At 61.3% G+C, this 17,234-nt stretch carries 16 protein-coding genes, 1 tRNA gene and 1 riboswitch; of the genes, 9 read left to right on the top strand and 8 right to left on the bottom strand.

The genetic code is table 11. The features are described from left to right. Nucleotides 1-33 precede the first annotated feature (33 nt). Both EEB13_RS24875 and EEB13_RS24880 read right to left on the bottom strand, forming a co-directional pair. Nucleotides 34-2,112, bottom strand: coding sequence for a glycosyltransferase family 39 protein (locus tag EEB13_RS24875; protein WP_141486492.1), 2,079 nt, complete (start codon nucleotides 2,110-2,112; stop codon nucleotides 34-36). Next, nucleotides 2,109-3,350 carry a bifunctional glycosyltransferase family 2/GtrA family protein gene (locus EEB13_RS24880; protein ID WP_141486493.1) on the bottom strand — a complete coding sequence of 414 codons (1,242 nt, stop codon included), beginning with the start codon at nucleotides 3,348-3,350 and terminating at the stop codon, nucleotides 2,109-2,111. The genes EEB13_RS24875 and EEB13_RS24880 overlap by 4 nt, the downstream gene beginning before the upstream one ends. Before the next feature lie 140 nt (nucleotides 3,351-3,490). On the opposite strand from EEB13_RS24880, the gene EEB13_RS24885 reads away from it, so the two are divergent. Next, complete coding sequence (locus tag EEB13_RS24885) at nucleotides 3,491-3,919, top strand: HIT family protein (RefSeq protein ID WP_033232265.1); 429 nt, start codon at nucleotides 3,491-3,493, stop codon at nucleotides 3,917-3,919. Between the two features lie 212 nt (nucleotides 3,920-4,131). After that, the gene (locus EEB13_RS24890) at nucleotides 4,132-4,767 is read left to right on the top strand and encodes a ScbR family autoregulator-binding transcription factor (protein WP_033232267.1); all 636 of its coding nucleotides are present in this window, start codon (nucleotides 4,132-4,134) and stop codon (nucleotides 4,765-4,767) included. Between the two features lie 283 nt (nucleotides 4,768-5,050). Here EEB13_RS24890 and EEB13_RS24895 read toward each other — a convergent pair whose 3' ends face one another. Both EEB13_RS24895 and EEB13_RS24900 read right to left on the bottom strand, forming a co-directional pair. Beyond that, complete coding sequence (locus tag EEB13_RS24895) at nucleotides 5,051-6,502, bottom strand: sensor histidine kinase (RefSeq protein WP_141486494.1); 1,452 nt, start codon at nucleotides 6,500-6,502, stop codon at nucleotides 5,051-5,053. After that, nucleotides 6,499-7,206, bottom strand: coding sequence for a response regulator transcription factor (locus EEB13_RS24900; RefSeq protein ID WP_141486705.1), 708 nt, complete (start codon nucleotides 7,204-7,206; stop codon nucleotides 6,499-6,501). Before EEB13_RS24900 ends, EEB13_RS24895 begins: the two co-directional genes overlap by 4 nt. Before the next feature lie 130 nt (nucleotides 7,207-7,336). After that, nucleotides 7,337-7,399, top strand: a riboswitch (guanidine-III (ykkC-III) riboswitch). 11 nt (nucleotides 7,400-7,410) lie between these two features. Between EEB13_RS24900 and EEB13_RS24905 the strand changes: the two genes are divergently transcribed. The 3 genes from EEB13_RS24905 (at nucleotide 7,411) to EEB13_RS24915 (ending at nucleotide 9,922) form a co-directional block, all read left to right on the top strand. Then, entirely contained in the window at nucleotides 7,411-7,725 is a 315-nt protein-coding gene (locus EEB13_RS24905; protein ID WP_033232602.1) for a DMT family transporter, read from the top strand. 67 nt (nucleotides 7,726-7,792) lie between these two features. Beyond that, on the top strand, nucleotides 7,793-8,608 hold the full coding sequence (locus tag EEB13_RS24910; protein WP_092806344.1) for an ABC transporter: 816 nt from the start codon (nucleotides 7,793-7,795) through the stop codon (nucleotides 8,606-8,608). Nucleotides 8,609-9,109: 501 nt separating this feature from the next. Beyond that, entirely contained in the window at nucleotides 9,110-9,922 is an 813-nt protein-coding gene (locus tag EEB13_RS24915) for a GAF and ANTAR domain-containing protein (RefSeq protein ID WP_052683578.1), read from the top strand. Nucleotides 9,923-9,978: 56 nt separating this feature from the next. On the opposite strand, the gene EEB13_RS24920 is transcribed toward EEB13_RS24915, so the two are convergent. Then, nucleotides 9,979-10,053, bottom strand: a tRNA-Thr gene (locus tag EEB13_RS24920). 138 nt (nucleotides 10,054-10,191) lie between these two features. On the opposite strand from EEB13_RS24920, the gene EEB13_RS24925 reads away from it, so the two are divergent. Beyond that, nucleotides 10,192-11,619 carry a threonine/serine exporter ThrE family protein gene (locus tag EEB13_RS24925; RefSeq protein WP_033232271.1) on the top strand — a complete coding sequence of 476 codons (1,428 nt, stop codon included), beginning with the start codon at nucleotides 10,192-10,194 and terminating at the stop codon, nucleotides 11,617-11,619. A 70-nt stretch (nucleotides 11,620-11,689) separates the two neighbouring features. Here EEB13_RS24925 and EEB13_RS24930 read toward each other — a convergent pair whose 3' ends face one another. The 3 genes from EEB13_RS24930 to EEB13_RS24940 all read right to left on the bottom strand — a co-directional run bounded on the left by EEB13_RS24930 (nucleotide 11,690) and on the right by EEB13_RS24940 (nucleotide 14,041). Beyond that, nucleotides 11,690-11,935, bottom strand: coding sequence for an MbtH family protein (locus EEB13_RS24930; RefSeq protein WP_033232272.1), 246 nt, complete (start codon nucleotides 11,933-11,935; stop codon nucleotides 11,690-11,692). Further along, a complete protein-coding gene (locus EEB13_RS24935; RefSeq protein ID WP_045068727.1) occupies nucleotides 11,932-13,278 on the bottom strand; it encodes a lysine N(6)-hydroxylase/L-ornithine N(5)-oxygenase family protein in 1,347 nt (448 codons plus the stop codon). Before EEB13_RS24935 ends, EEB13_RS24930 begins: the two co-directional genes overlap by 4 nt. 178 nt (nucleotides 13,279-13,456) lie before the next feature. Further along, nucleotides 13,457-14,041, bottom strand: a complete 585-nt coding sequence (locus EEB13_RS24940; protein ID WP_033232274.1) for a class I SAM-dependent methyltransferase — start codon at nucleotides 14,039-14,041, stop codon at nucleotides 13,457-13,459. Between the two features lie 191 nt (nucleotides 14,042-14,232). Between EEB13_RS24940 and EEB13_RS24945 the strand changes: the two genes are divergently transcribed. The 3 genes from EEB13_RS24945 to EEB13_RS24955 all read left to right on the top strand — a co-directional run bounded on the left by EEB13_RS24945 (nucleotide 14,233) and on the right by EEB13_RS24955 (nucleotide 17,232). After that, entirely contained in the window at nucleotides 14,233-16,386 is a 2,154-nt protein-coding gene (locus EEB13_RS24945) for an MMPL family transporter (RefSeq protein WP_141486495.1), read from the top strand. 77 nt (nucleotides 16,387-16,463) lie between these two features. Next, nucleotides 16,464-16,856, top strand: coding sequence for a DUF302 domain-containing protein (locus EEB13_RS24950; RefSeq protein ID WP_095888281.1), 393 nt, complete (start codon nucleotides 16,464-16,466; stop codon nucleotides 16,854-16,856). A 112-nt stretch (nucleotides 16,857-16,968) separates the two neighbouring features. Beyond that, a complete protein-coding gene (locus EEB13_RS24955) occupies nucleotides 16,969-17,232 on the top strand; it encodes a metal-sensitive transcriptional regulator (protein WP_033232278.1) in 264 nt (87 codons plus the stop codon). The last annotated feature ends 2 nt before the right edge of the window (nucleotides 17,233-17,234 follow it).

The raw sequence follows: 17,234 nt of genomic DNA on the forward strand, positions 1-17,234 counted from the left end.
GACCGGACTGCGCGACCCCGCCGACGGTGCGTGTCAGACCGTCAGGTCGTAGAGAGTCACTCCATCCACTGTGGTCGCCGTGAAGTTCTCGGTCACCCATGTCGAGATCGCGGTGGCCGTTCCTTCGGCGTTCATACCGCCGCCCATTCCGCCGCCTGCGATGAAGAAGTGAATCTTCCCGTCCGCCACGTACTGCTTGAACTGCTCGAGCGTCGGCGACGGATCGCTACCGTTGAAGCCGCCGATCGCCATGACCGGAGACTCCGTCGCGAGTTGGTATCCCGACGCACTGTTCGACCCGATTGCCGCCGCTACCCAGGTGAACTGGTCGGCGTTCTCCTCGAGCTTCTCCACCACAGCCGCACCGGGGGTGCTGCCCCGCAGGAGCCCACCTGCCGAACCGCCCATGCCACCTCGAGCGCCGTCGATTGCAGTCCCCGGCGTGACAGCAACTCCCGGGGTTGCGCCGGCACCTGGGGCCTGACCCATTCCGGTGGGCGGTGTACCCATGGCGGCGCCCGCGCCGCCAGTAGGTCGGGTGGCGCCCGCGCCGCCAGTAGGTCGGGTGCCACCGTCGCCTGCTCCACCAAATCCCCCGCGACCATCACCCGGTCCACCCATTCCACCTTGAACACCGGGGCCGGCGGAGACTATCGAACCGGTGTGCGGAGTGTTGATCGTGTCGATCGCATAGGCGCTCGGCCCGGCGAGTCCCGTGAACAGCGCCGCGAGTACCACCGCTACTGCCAGTCGTCCCCGAGTGATCGCGGGAATCAGCATCGCCGCCGCGGCAACAATGCCGACCGCAAGAATGGTCCACCGCAGCCACGGGACAAACGACGGTGCGCGTCCCAGCAATACCCATGCCATCGCCACAGTTGCCGCCAGTGAAACAGCCAGGACGATACGAACCCACACAGTTTCGCGGCGACGCCACAAGAGCACGGAGCCCGATCCGACCAGCGCGGCAATCGCCGGGGCCAGCGCGACCGTGTAGTAGGCGTGGAAAATTCCGGCCATGAAGCTGAAGGTCAGTCCGGTTACCAGCAACCAGAGACCCCACACGATGAACGACGCGCGCTGCGTGTCGACACGAGGTGCCTTACCCCGCACTACGATTCCGGCAACAAGCAAAATGAGTGCTGCCGGAATCAGCCAGGCTATCTGGCCGCCCTGGGCCGATTCGAAAAGCCGCGTGATGCCAGTGGTACCCCACATGCCGCCACCGCCGCCTGCGCCACCCGGTGCCGCTCCACCCCCGCCGACGCTGCCGGTCTCGTTGCCGCTCAATCGGCCCAATCCGTTGTAGCCGAGCGTCAATTCGAGAATGGAGTTGTTTTGCGAACCGCCGATCCACGGACGCGAATCAGCCGGCCACAGTTCCACGATCGCCAACCACCAACCGGCAGAAACGATCAGACCGCCGAGTGCGGCAAACAGTTGCAGAACCCGCCTGCCCAACTTCGGAGGACCCGCGATCAGGTAGGTCGACGCCAACGGCGGGACGACAAGCATGACTTGCAACTGCTTGGTCAGGAAGCCGAAGCCACAGAACACACCGACCAGCACGAGCCACCGGGTTCGGCCGTCTTCGACGGCTCTCATCATCGCCCATACTGCCGCGATCATGAGGAGAACCAGCAGCGCGTCGGGGTTGTTGAACCGGAACATCAGTGCGGCAACAGGAGTGAGCGCCAGAACCAGCCCAGCGAGGAGTCCCGCGGCGGCGCCGAAGTACCGGCGAACGGTAGCCCACAACAGCGCGACCGAACCGACACCGAGCAACGCCTGCGGCACCAACATCGCCCACGAACTGAGCCCGAAGATGCGCACGGACAACGACATGAGCCACAGCGACATCGGCGGCTTGTCGACGGTAATCGAGTTGGCCGCGTCCGAAGAGCCGAAGAAGAAAGCCTTCCACGACACCGAACCAGCTTGCACCGCAGCGGCATAGAACGAGTTCGCCCAACCGGAAGCTCCCAACCCCCAGATGTAGGCAACACCGGTACCCACAAGAAGCGCACCCAAAGCCCACGGCTCCCAGCGCACGGAACGTGGCGGTTCGGGAAGAGGCGCGACGACACTCTCCTGTTCGACAGTGGCGGTCATCGAGTAACTCCTACAGGTTGTGCGGAACGGAATACCCAGCGAAGTGCAACAAATCGACTCACTGTGGCAACAAGATTGGCGATGACCAGGACGGCCAACTCGATATGTTTGGATGCGCCAGGGGCCGCGGAATGCAGCACGAACAACGATCCACTGGTGAGAAGGAGCCCGAACGCGAATACCAGCAGACCTTGTGCCTGATGGCGCCCGGAACCTTCCGAACCTCGGATACCGAAGGTGAAGGCACGATTGGCCGTGGTGTTGAATACCGCAGTCACCAGCAGTGCAACTGCGTTTGCCCACTGGGCACCCATCACCGAGTGCAGTGCGAGGTACAGGAGTGCGTAGGCCAGGGTCGAGACAACACCGACAACGGCAAACCTGGCCAACTGCCCGACCATCCCGCGTGGCACACCGGGAACCAGCGGCTCCCGTCCGAAGCTTGCCCGAAGGTCCGCCAGCGGCAGAGATCCGCTCGACAGTGCTCGGCCCACGCGCACTACTCCTTTGATATCGGCAACTGCGGTGGCAACGATGTCGACTCGGCTGTCGGGGTCGTCGACCCAGTCCACCGGTACCTCGTGGATTCGCATCCCGGACCGCTCGGCCAATACGAGCAGTTCCGTGTCGAAGAACCATCCTGTGTCCTCCACCAACGGAAGCAGTTGGCGCGCAACATCGAGGCGCATCGCCTTGAATCCGCACTGGGCGTCGGAGAACCGGGCGTGCAGTGCGCTGCGCAGAATGAGGTTGTAACTGCGTGAGATGAACTCACGTTTGGGGCCGCGAACGACCCGCGACGAACGTGCCAACCGGGATCCGATCGCGATATCCGAATGCCCGGACACCAACGGTGCGATCAGCGGCATCAATGCATTGAGATCGGTGGAGAGATCCACGTCCATGTACGCGACAATGTCGGCGTCGGACGCACTCCATACCTGCCGCAGCGCCCGACCCCGCCCCTTCTCGTCCAGGTGCACAACTCGGACGTCGTCGAATTCCTCGGCGAGAGAGCGTCCGATTGCCAATGTTCCGTCGACACTGGCGTTGTCGGCGATTGTTATCCGCGCCGGATAGGGAACGTGGGTTCGTAGGTGGTGGCGCAACCGCCGAACGCACGTGGCGAGGCCGGCTTCCTCGTTGTACACCGGGACCACCACGTCCAGCACTACCGCCGTCGTGGAACGTCCCCCAGCGTCCGTGGCGCCCACGGTCTGCATGGCTTCTGTCGTCATGCGTCTCAGAATCGCCCGCTACGCCGTGATCACTCTGGACACGGGCTGGGAGTTTCCTGGCAACCAGATTCCCAGTCGACGAGCTTTCCTGCCAACCGACGGGTTTCCTGCCAAACACTGTGCGGGATAGCCTTTGACCTATGCCTTCAGTATTCAGCGCCATCATCAACGGGGACCTACCTGGCCGTTTTGTGTGGGAGGACGACGACGTCGTTGCCTTCCTTACTATCGCGCCGGTGACACAGGGCCATGTACTGGTAGTTCCTCGTACCGAGGTAGATCAGTGGCAGGACGTCGATCCCGAACTTTTTGCCAAAGTGACCACAGTTGCACGCACGATGGGACAGGCCGTACGCAAAGCGTTCGACGCGCCGCGCGCCGGGCTCCTGATCGCCGGTTTGGAAGTGCCGCATCTGCACGTCCATGTTTTTCCCGCATACACAATGGGAAATTTCGACATCAGTGGCGCCGATCCGTCGCCGTCGCCTGAATCTCTCGAAGACGCCCAAGCACGTCTGAAGGCAGCACTTCGCGAAATCGGACATACGAGCAACGTTTCAGCGCGCTGACGGTTAACTGTGAGAGTTGCCGCAATGTCCGATCCAGTGTTGCGGCCGTCCACTTTATTCCGTTTATTGACGGTGACCTGCACTTCCACATTCCGAACAGTCCGTTTACGTTGTCGCACAACAACGAGTTTCGCTGCTACCGTTGAGCGCTGGTCGCAGGACCAGCGCCCAACGGGACACACCAGTTGGGACCATTCGGAGGAACGGAAGCAATGCAGGAACGCGCCAAAATCAGTCGCCAGCAGATTCTCCGCGGCGCGGCTGACCGTTTCGAAATCTCTGGGTACGGCAGCACCAGCATGAATGACATCGTGTCCGCGTCACGGATGACCAAGGGCGCGGTTTACTTTCACTTCTCCTCCAAAGACGAACTTGCCCAGGCCGTCATCGACGAGCAGCATCGCATTTCCCTGGCATCGTTCTCTGCAGCTGCGTCTACCGGCGCCCCGGCATTGGAGCAGGTCATCATGGTCTGCAACGAGATCGCTCGACAATTGATCTCCGATCCAGTCGTTCGCGCCGGCATCCGACTCACCTTGGAGCTCAATACTGCCGACGGCCCCTTCGAGCCCTATCTCACCTGGATTCGAGAACTTCAAAGGCTGGCCGACATCGCGCAGCAAGAAGGCGATATCCGGCAAGACGTCACACCCGAATCCGTAGGTCGTGTTGTCACGGCGACATTCACGGGCGTGCAAATGGTCTCGAACGTGCTGACGCGTCGAGCGGATCTCTCGGAGCGCATCGACGAGTTGTTCGTACTGCTCCTTGCCGGTGTGGTCTCGGAGAAGCGTCGCGGCGACATCGACACCCTGGTGAGAACCCGCCTCGAGTCCTACGTCGCCTGACCGGACTTTCCTCGAACTCGGCAGCGGTGGGTCGCGCACTCCGCGTGTGGCACTCGACACGCCGAACGTCGATTACCACTTGTCTCGTACAAGCGTGCAAGTTCGTCGAGAAGTGCCTGTCGCTGGACTTGTTCGAAGATAACGCAGGTAATCGTTCTTTTTTCACCTTCGGCGGCAGCAGTTTTCACGATCTTGTCGCCCCGGAACTACCTCGTGACCGGTCTGGCGCCAACAACGTTCGAGTGGTGTTGCGCAGTGGATGCTACACAGTTTTCTCTCCAGGTCAGTCTTCGTGGGGCTCGCGAGGCAGTTCGACCCGGAAGGTCGCACCCTCGCCGGGCGCGCTGGTCACCGAGACGGTTCCGTGGTGCGCAGCGACCAACGCGGACACGATCGACAGACCGAGACCCGCACCGCCGGTTTCCCTCGTGCGGGACGTGTCCGCGCGATAGAACCTTTCGAAAATTCGTGCCGCGTCTTCCTCACTGAGCCCTTGGCCGGTATCCGAAACCTCGATGACCACAGTGTCTTCGGTAGTCCCCAATCGAATGACGATCTCAGCGTCCGGCGGAGTGTGCTTGACTGCATTTCCGACCAGGTTCGCGACTACTTGGCGCAGGCGGGCCTGATCCCCGACAACCTCGGGGGTCCCCGGCCCACCCGTCATCGCCAGTGTGACGCTCCGATCGGGCGCGATGGCCCGCGCCGCTTGAATCGAATCTGCCACAACGGCAAGGAGATCCACCGTCTTGTTGTCCAGTGGACGTTGCTCGTCGAGTCGCGCGAGCATCAGGAGGTCTTCGACCAGCAAGCCCATCCTCGACGCTTCCCCTTCGATGCGATTCATCAGTGTGGCCGTATCCGTCATGGCACCTTGGCGATACAGTTCCGAGAACCCGCGGATGGTAGTCAGCGGAGTGCGCAATTCATGGCTCGCATCGCCGACAAAACGTCGCATACGCTCTTCCGAGCGGCGTGCCGATTCTTCTGACGCCTCCGTTGCAGCAAAGGCCCGCTGAATCTGGGCCAGCATTCCGTTGAGCGCCACCGACAATCGACCGATTTCGGTACGATCGTCCCTTTCTGGAACACGTCGGTGGAGATCGCCCGCGGCAATGGCTGCTGCAGTTTCCTCAACTTCTACCAAAGGCCGAAGACTACGACGGACGACGAAGTAGGCTGCACCGCCGAGTATGAGTAACACCACCACACCGATCCCGAACTGGAGACCGATCAGGTCGTCGACAGTCTGCTCGATATCCGTCATGCGGACGCCGATTGTGGTGGTTGTTCCGTCTCGAACAGTGGAGAGCACGCGCCACTTCACATCCGAACCGTCCGTCGAACCTGTCGTGACCGGCCCGTTCGTCGCGTCGACAGACAGGTCCGGCGTGGTCGACGACGATTGGTCGTTCAGGGTGATGATTTTTCCGTCCGCAGTCACCGTGCGCACGAAGAACGGGCTCGGCGGACGGGTATTCGGGCCGACGGCGCTGGGCGGCTGGACATCTCGCGAATGCGGCTTTGCCCAACCGTCGATGGCCTCGTACAGAGTCCGATCGGTACGCTGCGTCAGCGAGTTCTCGAGCGCAGACGTCACCGCCACTCCGGATGCGAGCAAACCCATTCCAGCCAGAATGAGTAGCGCGGCTACAAGCGTGAATCGGAGCGGAAGCGCATGCACACGGAATCGCCCTCCCGAGGAAGGCTTTTCGGTCTGCGACTGCGAAGTCATCGCCGAGGTTCGCGCATCACGTACCCGACGCCACGCAACGTGTGGATCAACGGAGTCTCACCCGTGTCGACTTTGCGTCGAAGGTAGGAAACATAGGACTCGACCACACCCACCTCGCCGCCGAAGTCGTAGTTCCAGACGTGATCGAGGATGCGCGGCTTGCTCAGGACAGTGCCGGCATTGACCATGAAGTACCGCAGCAGAGTGAACTCCGTCGGAGACAGCGATACCAACTCTCCGTTCTTCCACACTTCACGCGTGTCGTCGTCAAGTTCGATGTCCGCGAACGTAACCCGAGGGGACTGCTCCGGCGCAACTCCGCGCCCTGCTCGGCGCAGTATGACGCGCAACCGCGTCACCACTTCCTCGAGGCTGAACGGCTTGGTCACGTAATCATCAGCACCCAACGTGAGGCCGGTAATCTTGTCGTCCAACGCGTCCTTCGCTGTCAGAAAAAGCACCGGTGCGTCGACGCCGTCCGCACGCAACCGTCGCAGCAGTCCGAAGCCATCCATTCCGGGCATCATGACGTCCAAGATGATCGCGTCGGGACGGAATGTTCGCGCCACGTCGAGACCTTCGGCACCACTGGATGCGGTGGCAACCTCAAAACCTTGAAAACGGAGGCTCACGGAGAGCAACTCCACGATGGTGGGCTCGTCGTCGACAACGAGGATGCGGGCTTCACTTGGCTTATCGATCACAAAAACGATCTTCTCCCCTCCTACTGGATTCACGCTGCGTGTTCCCTGGGAAGTTCCTGTGAACGGTTTCGGATGTGACTGGTCTGACCGCCCGAATCAGCCTTCGACCTGCGTTCCGTTGCTATCGTGAAGTAAGTCGGTAACGACATCCGGACGAGCACACCGTACCCGGCCAGCGACAAGACGGTGTTAGGAGTGTTCGTCATGGCATGGATCGTGCTCGTAATTTCCGGAATCTTCGAAGCTGTGTGGGCCACCGCACTGGGCAAATCCGATGGATTCAGCAAGCTGTCACCCACCATCGTGTTCATACTCGGTCTGATCGTCAGCATGGCCGGTCTTGCGTACGCAATGCGGACGCTTCCGATCGGCACTGCGTACGCAATCTGGGTCGGCATCGGCGCCGCGCTGACCGTCGGATACGCCATGATCACGGGTACCGAGTCCTCGTCGATCGTCAAAGTCCTGTTGATTCTGGTCATCATCGGAGCGGTGGTCGGCCTCAAGGTTCTGCACTGACGTTCTTCTGCACTGACGCTCGCATTATCCGGGCGAGTATTTGTGTGTGACCGGTTACAGTTATTCAATGAGACTGGTCGAGATACTCACGCTACCCGTGCGCGCGGGCATCGCCGCCGCAGAAATCAGCCTGGGTATTGCCGAACTGACAGTGACAACCGTACGAGTTGTCATCTCGAACCCAAGCGCCGCGACGGTCGGCGCGGCATCTCTGGCAAATCCGCGCGGGCCGTTGCAGATGATTCAACAGTTGTCGTCACTGACAGCGGACGACCGTCCCATCGGGCAGGCTCTCGCCGCCGGCGGGCCACTCGATCGACTGTTGGCCCCCGGCGGTCCTGTCGACAAGTTGACTGCACCGGACGGAACACTTGAACGCCTTCTAGCTCCAGGTGGCCCGCTCGAACGCGTGCTCGCGCCGGGCGGCCCGCTGGACCGAGTGCTCGCCGAGGACGGCGCGTTGGAGCGACTGCTTGCACCCGGTGGGCTACTCGACCGGATGACGGCCGAAGACGGCCCATTGGAAAGATTGACGGCCCAGGACGGCGCGGTGGAGCGCCTCACCGCAAAGAACGGCGTCATCGATCGCGCACTGGCAGAAAACGGAATCCTCGAAACGCTGCTCGCAGAGAACGGCGCATTCGAAAGACTTATCGCCGAGGGTGGTCCACTCGATCAGATTGTTGCCCTTTCCGACACTCTGACGTCATTGGCCCCCAACCTCGAACGCATGAGTGCGAGCATCGAGATACTTCAGGACACCGTCGCGGTACTGAGTGCTGCGGTGGGCCCACTCGGAGAACTTGCCGGAAAGCTCCCCAACCGATGGCTCAAAGGCAAGAGCGAGCGGCCGATATCCGATGTAGGCATCGAACCCGCATAACGGGTTCTTACCTGCATAACAGAGTAGTTTCGCGGAGTCAGTTATTGATCACGATATTGAGATTGACGATAATTCCGCCGAAAGTCAGGATCGTGTTCGCCAGGCCGAGGGTGAATCCGCTGTTCAATGCGGCAATAAGTCCATTCATTGTCGTATCCCCTTCACTGTCTTCGGGTTACACGTACAAGTTTGTGCGCTGGCGCTGAGAATAGGCCATGCACGGAGCATCCGGGGACTTGACGAAGAATCTTGTACTACAGTCGCAACTTCTTACGGATGTGTTGCAGCACAACAGATTTAGAGCGAACTGGCGCATACCCATTTCTGCGCGTCGCCAAACGTCACCAGCCAATATGCTCGATGTCTGATTCGTGACAAAGGTAACGAATCCGACGGCAATCCACTCGTTCCGCGACTAAACAGACTGCAGACCAGGTATCCAGGTGCGAGAATGGGACAAATCACCCGAATTTGCGGGCCTGGAAGAAGGGTGTGCAAGTTATGACGCCGCCACACGCCGATATTTGCCATGGAACCGGTTACAGTGCAGGCACTTTCGTACTTCCAGCCCGATTGAGGGCAACCACCGACGCCCTGCGCTCACTCTATGCGCAACCCGATAAGCACACAGATGACGGGCACTTCCTCGAGCAAATCTGCAACCATGCCGTGGACATTATCGACAGCGCCCACCATGCCGGCATCACCGTCGCCGAGTCCGACTCCACCCATCGCACCGTCGCCGCGACCGACGATCTCGTCCACTCGGTCGACGAGCTGCAATTTCAGCTCGGAGTCGGGCCCGCCGTGGAATCCGCCCACGCCTCATGTGTCGTGCACGCACACTCCAGCGAAGCCAACCGTCGCTGGCCGCAATTTGCCGGTGAGGCGCGGCGTGCCGGAGTATCGAGCTTCCTCTCCGCACCACTCCCCGGACAGGGGCAACCGCTCGGGACACTGAATCTGTACAGCCGCGACCAGTACGGATTCACCGATGCCGACGCTGCAATCATCGAACTCTTTGCCCTCACGGCGTACTTCGCGTTGCGCAGTTCGCATCGACTCGAGCTTGCCCGAGCACGCACGAGGGACCTCGAACTCGCCCTCGAATCCCGAGGCGTGATCGAGCAGGCAAAAGGCATCATCATGGGCACCAGACACGTCACCGCCGACGACGCCTTCTCGCTCCTCATCCAAGAATCCCAGACGAGCAACATCAAACTTCGTGTAGTCGCGCAACAACACATCGCCGCTGCGATCAACCCGAGCCAGGCCAACGCGGATACCCACGACACCAGGCCGTCCGCCAACTAGGTCCACCACCAAAAAGGGCGCCCCTCGGCTGATTGCCGGGTGGACGCCCTCTGTATTGGAGCCTCCTGTCGGGATTGAACCGACGACCTTTCGCTTACAAGGCGAGTGCTCTACCACTGAGCTAAGGAGGCGAAGTCGCACGCGTCGCCGCGAACGATCTTTGCGGAGCCATCATATCCAAGCCGTCACGGTGGCCGCGCGCGGGTCACATTAGATACCGTGGGCCCCATGAGCACCCCGCAGAGTCGACCACCGACGCGCCGCCCTTGATGTCGAAACTCGCCGAGGCCCTCGACCGTTTGACCGGCCACCGCCAGGCCACGCTGGACACGGTCACGTCGGCACCCGCGCCTCTACAACCGATCGACCTGACCGACGACGCAGTGGTGGCCGAAGTCCTCGACCTGGCAGTTCGGGTCGGCGAGGTGCTCCTCGCATCGGGAACGGCGGCGATGGACACCGCCGAACAGGTTCAGTTCATCGCAGCGACCTACGGTTTGGCTCAGTGCGATGTCGATGTCACGTACAACTCGATCGTTCTGTCCGCGTATCGAGGACCGACCCGCCCGCCGGCCAGCACGATGCGTATCGTCCACTACCGCTCGATGGACTTCACCCGCCTCGCTGCGGTGGACCGTCTGACGCGTCGCATCAGACGCGAGGCCATCACCCCGAATCAGGCCCACGAGGCACTGACGACGATCACAACCGCGCCCCATCCGTACAGTCGCTGGACCGCAACTCTGGCGTGGTCTGCGATGGCCGCGTCGGTGTCCGTGCTCCTCGGCGGCGGACTCCTGGTTGCCACGGTGTCATTCCTGACGACGATGGTGATCGACCGAGTTAACCGGGTTCTCAACCGTTTCGGATTGCCGTTCTTCTTCCAGCAGGTGATGGGCGGCCTGATCGCCGCTGCCCCGGCCGCAACCCTGTACACCTTTCAGGAACAGTTGGGGATCAGCATCAGACCGTCGCTGATCATCGCGGCCGGGGTGGTGGTTCTGCTCTCGGGGCTGTCGTTGGTCGGCTCGGTGCAGGACGCAATCATGGGCGCGCCCATCACCGCAGTGGCACGTTTCTTCGAAGTCGTGATGATGACGGGCGGCATCATCGCCGGCGTCGCGATCTCGTTGCGCGTCACCGGAATGTTGGGCTCGACGTTGCCACCGATCAACGTCGAAGCCTCCCCGATCACCCAGCTTCCGGTGCTGATGCTCTCCGGCGCATTCGCGTCGGTGTTCTACGCACTTGCCTGTTATGCGGAAAGGCGAGCGTTGACAGCCGCCTTCCTCGGCGGCGCGGCGGGCAGTGGTGTCTCGATCTACGTGCAGACACTCGACGTCGGGCCAGTCATCGCGGCTGCAATCGCAGCGACGGTCGTCGGCCTCGCCGGTGGTTTGATGGCGCGCCGGGCACTGACTCCGCCGCTTGTCGTGGCCGTCGCAGGCATTACGCCACTGCTTCCCGGTCTCTCGCTGTACAAGGGGCTCTATTCGTTGCTCAACGATCAGGTGCTGGTCGGGTTGACTGCCCTGTTGTCGGCCTTCGGTATCGGTTGCGCATTGGCCGCGGGCGTCACACTCGGCGAGTGGGTGGCCCGTACGCTACGACGCCCCCGGATTCTCATGCGTGTGGACTCACTGCGTCGTCCCATGGTCCGAAAGCGGAAACGCCGCACGCCGGCAGCCAGCAGGTAGAACTAGCCGAACGCGAAAAGCTGGGCACCTATGTCGGTGCCCAGCTTTTGTCGCGTGTTCCAGGAACGGATCAGCTCTCCGAGCTGCGTCCTGCTGCAGCCTGGTCTGCTTCCATCGCCTCGCGCAGACTCTTGGGACGCATGTCGGTCCAGTTCTTCTCCACGTACTCGAGGCACGCTGCCCGGCTCTCTTCGCCGAACACCACACGCCAGCCCGCAGGGACCTCGGAGAACGTGGGCCACAGCGAATGCTGGTCCTCGTCGTTCACCAGCACGTAGAAGCGTCCGTCTTCGTCATCGAAAGGATTAGTGCTCATCTCGCCTCACTTGTTACGTACGTTTCTTGTGCGCTCAGACTAGCAAGCGCACCGGTCGTCTTCTGGTTGCTCAGAACGGACGCCAGAATCTCGCCTGCACGTACCGCGACGTTCGACAACAGCGACGACGTCAGTCCGTGTGTCCGTTCCGTACCACCCTGCAGGTAGATACCGCCCGTCACGTCATCCGTTACAGCCATACGATAGTCCCGACTTACGGTACGCGGAACGGACGAATCAGACACGAGATCGCCCAACAACGTATCCAGCGGGGCCGCAGTGAAGCCGGTAGCGAGGACCAGTGCGTCGCACTCGAGTGTCTCGGTGAGTCCGTCGAGATTGCTACGAACGGTCAGTTCGATGCCGGATTCGGATTCGGTGGCACTCGTGATCTCCGACGCCTTGTGCATGAACAACCGGCGCGGACCGCGGACCATTTCCTGATACTCGGTGGCATAGAGGCTGTTGATCAATTCGATGTCGACAACCGAGTAATTGGTACTGCGGTGCAGCGCCAGAATCCGCTCACGCTCGGCGGCACTTGCACCGTGCAGAGCGTCGACGGCTTCCGGATCGAAGATGCGGTTGGCATACGGACTGTCGTCGGCGGGGCTGTATCCGTAACGAGAAAAGACACTGTGCACTTCTGCGTTCGGGTAGTGGGAATGCAGGTAGTCGACGATCTCCGCGGCACTCTGGCCTGCGCCGAGGACAACAAACCGGTTGTGTGTCGGTGCCGGCATCGCGTCGAGATGGAACAGGAACTGATGGTTGTGGAAACAGCGGGAGGACAGTTGCGCCCAGTCGGGAATCCGCTCCACCAGACCAGCAGCGACCACGACGTTTCGCGCAGTGACCACGGTCCCATCGTCTAGCCGAACGTCGAAACGGTCGACAATGCCGTCGCCGTTTCGATTTCCGTCGACTGCTTCGACCGCGGTTCCGAAACTCACGTCTGCATCAACCCGACAAGCGGCCCAGCACAGGTAATCGTTGAACTCGTGACGCGTCGGGAAGAAAGTCTGGTGATTGACAAAATCGACGAGGCGCCCGTGCTCGTGAAGGTAGGAGAAGAAGCTGTATCCGCTCTGGGGATTGCGGAACGTCACCAAATCCTTGGGGAAGGCAATTTGCATAGTGGCTCCGTCGAGGAGCATTCCCGGGTGCCAGGCGAACTCGTCCTGCTTCTCGAAGAATCGTGCGGTGACACGATCAACTGCTGCACAGTTTGCGTTGTGTTCCTCGATTGCGATTGCCAAGGCGAGGTTGGCGGGGCCGAACCCGATTCCGACAATATCGACAGTGAGAGATGCAGCACTGAAGTCACTCGGTGATTCACTCATACAGGTTGTCCATCCCCGACATCACGACCAGGCGGCCGATCATCGATCCCAAGTCAGAAGCAAAGGCTATCCTTAATTAGGTGAGGGTATCAACATGTCGACCCATCGCATAGCGCTTGGCGCCCTGCCACAATGCGACGCACGTCATAGTTTGTCGGCCAGGGTGCGAATCGCCTGTTCAGCGCCGGTCCCACGGACCGAACTCGAGCAGAATATCTATCGCAAAGCCGTCATCTTGGGCACGCACCACATGTTCGAGCGCATAGACGCGGAAGCCTTCGGCAGCTCGCGCTAGATCGGAAATGCCCGGCAGGATGTCCGGCTCAGGCGGACCGCCGACCCCTCGGTGATAGTTCTCGATCGAATGCCCGAGGTACATCACTCGCCCACCCGGCGCGACCCACCCGGCGACGCGTCGCAAAGTGTCGACAAGTTCAGCGAGCGGAAGATGCAGAAAGCTCACCAGAACCAGGTCAACGTCACTTTCCGTTGTCCATGACGTCGCATCACCGACTTCCCATTTGACGGCACTGTCCACGTCCGCCGACCGCGCACGGTCGATCGCCACCGACGAGTAGTCGACACCGGTCACCGACCAACCGTGCTCCGCCAGCCAGCGGGCATGACGCCCGTCGCCGCACGCCAGGTCGACGGCAGTTCCCGGGTCCAGGTCGGCCACACGCGTAGCCACCGTTCCGGCCGGGTCGATCCCCCACGGCTGCGTCACTGCTCTGTACCGCTCGTCCCAATCCGATGCATCCATGCGCGTCTCCTCACTTTCCGAACGAGTGTCTTCATCTTCCGGCCGAAATCGACGCCTCAGCCGCTCTCCGCCGACAGCCTAAGCCGACATCGGTACCGCACTTCTCATGGTCCGAGATGTGACAACAAGATACCCCCAGGGGTATACATGAAAGCAATTCGCAAATACCCCCACCCGTATCAGGAGTTGGAATGACGACCGCAACAAGCGCCGATTCGGCGCCACCCGACCAGGGCGCACGCGACGGAGCACTCGCCCGACTCGGACGCACCATGGCCACGCATACCCGCTGGGTTATCGGCATCTGGTTGATCGCCCTCGTGGCACTTGGCGCCGCAGCACCAAGTGTCTTCACGTCATTGGCCGGCGCAGGTTGGCAAGCGAACGGGTCGGAATCGGTACAGGTCCGGGAGTTGGCAGAGCAGCATTTCGGCGGAAATTCCTCGGCCGCAGTCCAGGTTGTCGTGCATTCGGATTCGCAGCAGATCAGCGATCCGGAGTTGCAGGACACCCTCGCCCGCGCAACGGCACTGTTCGCCGAAGACAGTCGATTCGGTGACGTTGTCGCACCACAACCCGGCATGACGATCAGCCCCGACGGACACACCGGCATCCTGATTGCCGGCGCCAACGCGAGTACAGACGACATGGTGAGCGCCATCGACCAACTCGGAGGAAAACTCTCCGACCTCTCGACCAACGAGATCGAGGTGTACCCGACCGGCGCGTCGGCGTTGTGGAGCGATTTCAACAAGGCCAATCACGAAGCCATGATCAAGGCCGAAATGATGTCGTGGCCAGTCACTCTCGCGATCATGGTGCTGGCTTTCGGTTCCCTGGTCGCAGCCGGATTGCCACTGCTTTTGACCCTCGCAGGTCTCGTCGCGTCGGCCGGCGGACTGGTGATTCTCAACGAGATCACGCCGATCTCGGTGTGGGCCATGAACTTCGCGATGATGTTTGCCCTTGCACTCGGCATCGACTACGCCCTGTTCCTCGTTGCCAGATTCCGCGACGCGCTACGAAAGAACCCCGACCCCCGAGCCGCTGTTGCCGAAACAATGGACACCGCAGGCAAAGCCGTCGTTCTCTCCGGCCTGACAGTCCTCGTCAGCCTCACGGCGGTTCTGATCGTTCCCGCACCCGCAGTGCGCACGATGGCGGTGGGAATCATGCTCGCAGTGATCTTCGTTCTCGCTGCAACGCTGACCCTGCTCCCTGCAGTGCTCGGCACAATCGGTGCAAAGGTCAACGCCGGCTCACTCCCGTACGCGCGGCGCCAGCAACACCGTTCCCCACTGTTCGCGTCGTGGGCGTCACTGCTGCACCGGCATCCCTGGCCGTTCGGCATCGGTGCACTACTGATTCTGATTGCGCTCATCATCCCCGTCTTCGGACTGAAAGTGGCCATGCCGTCCATCGCGGTGGTTCCCGAGGACGCTCCGGTCCGCCAGGGATACGAATTGGTACAGCAGCAGTTCGGTGACGGCGCTCCCGGAATGCTGCAAATTGTCACGACCGCCGAGGACGCAGAAGGGACAGCACGCGTTGCCGAATCCGTCGACGGCATAGCGATGCTCACTCCGGCACAACCCTCGGCAGATGGTTCTGATCTGGTTATGCTGCAGGCGGTTCCGAGCGTCGACCCGTCAGATCCCGCGATGGAGAGCATCCTCGCCGACCTGCGAGAGCGACTACCCGAATCTGCGCGTGTCGGGGGCGCCCCAGCCGAGAATCTCGATCTTCAGCAAGCATTGAACGACTACCTGCCGATCGTGATTGCCGTGATTCTGACACTCGGATTCGCCCTACTGCTGATCGCACTGCAGGCACCGCTCATCGCCGTCATCGGCACGCTGGTGAGTCTGCTGTCCACCGGCGCGGCATTCGGTGTCGCGAAGCTGATATTTCAGGACGGCCACGGATCCGGCCTGCTCGGCTTCGAACCTCAAGGCTTCTTGAACGGGTGGGGTCCGGTGTTCTTCTTCGCGATGATCTTTGCGATTGCGATGGACTACACCGTCTTCCTCCTCTCGAGCGCCAAGGAACACTACGAGCGAACCGGCGATCCCAAGATCGCTCATATCGACGGACTGGCGCACTCCGGCCGAGTGATCGCAGCAGCGGCTGCCGTGATGGTGGCCGTATTCTTCACCTTCGCGTTGGCAGACCCCTTGCCGCCGAAGGAGATGGGAATCATCCTCGGCGTCGCGGTCGTACTCGACGCCGTCCTCGTCCGCCTGGTTCTTCTTCCGGTTGCGCTGCGCCTGACCGGCAAGGCGGCGTGGTGGTCACCCACGTGGCTGCGCGGGGTTCTGCCGAAGATCAGCTTCTCGCACGGCTAGATCATGTACCCGACATCACTGTTTACCAGATACCCCTAGGGGTATGCTGAATTGAAGACGACAGAAGGAGAACTCCCATGGATATCGCTCTTGGCACCAAGGTCAGCGGAACATTCGACGACGTCGTGGCCCGCACTCGCGGAGCCCTATCGGATCAAGGTTTCGGCATCCTCACCGAAATCGACATGCAAGCAACCCTCAAGGCCAAACTCGGTGAAGACATGGAGAAGTACCTGATCCTGGGTGCCTGCAATCCACAGCTCGCGCACCGCGCCGTTGGGGTCGATCGCCAAATCGGTCTACTGCTGCCGTGCAATGTCGTGGTTCGCGAAGACACGTCGGCCGAAGATTCGTTCTACGTCGAGGCCATGAATCCGGATGTCATGGTGCAGGTTTCCGACGAAAGCGGACTCGAGGCGGTCGCGACCGAGGCGGCCACCAAACTACGCGCCGCAATCAGCGCACTCTGAGGCTTCGATCGTGAAGGATTCTGTTCGCTGCGCGAGCAGAATCCTTCACGATCGGCCGCCATGCCCCCCGGGGTACTCTCGTCCGAGTACGAACATTCGAGAAAGGGCCACGATGACCGGCGACGAAGAGAGCATTGCGCTCGTATTGAACAGACTGCGCCGCGCTCACGGCCAGCTCGCCGGAGTGATCACGATGATCGAGAGCGGCCGTGACTGCAAGGACGTAGTCACCCAATTGGCCGCGGTCTCGAAGGCACTCGACCGGGCAGGCTTCAAGATCGTTGCCTCCGGTCTGCGTGAATGCATGACCGGTGCCGAAGGCAAGGACCCTCTTACCGAAGCCGAACTCGAGAAACTGTTCCTCGCACTGGCCTGAGC

The organism is Rhodococcus sp. WS3 (genome assembly GCF_003797085.1).
Lineage (GTDB): Bacteria > Actinomycetota > Actinomycetes > Mycobacteriales > Mycobacteriaceae > Rhodococcus_F > Rhodococcus_F globerula.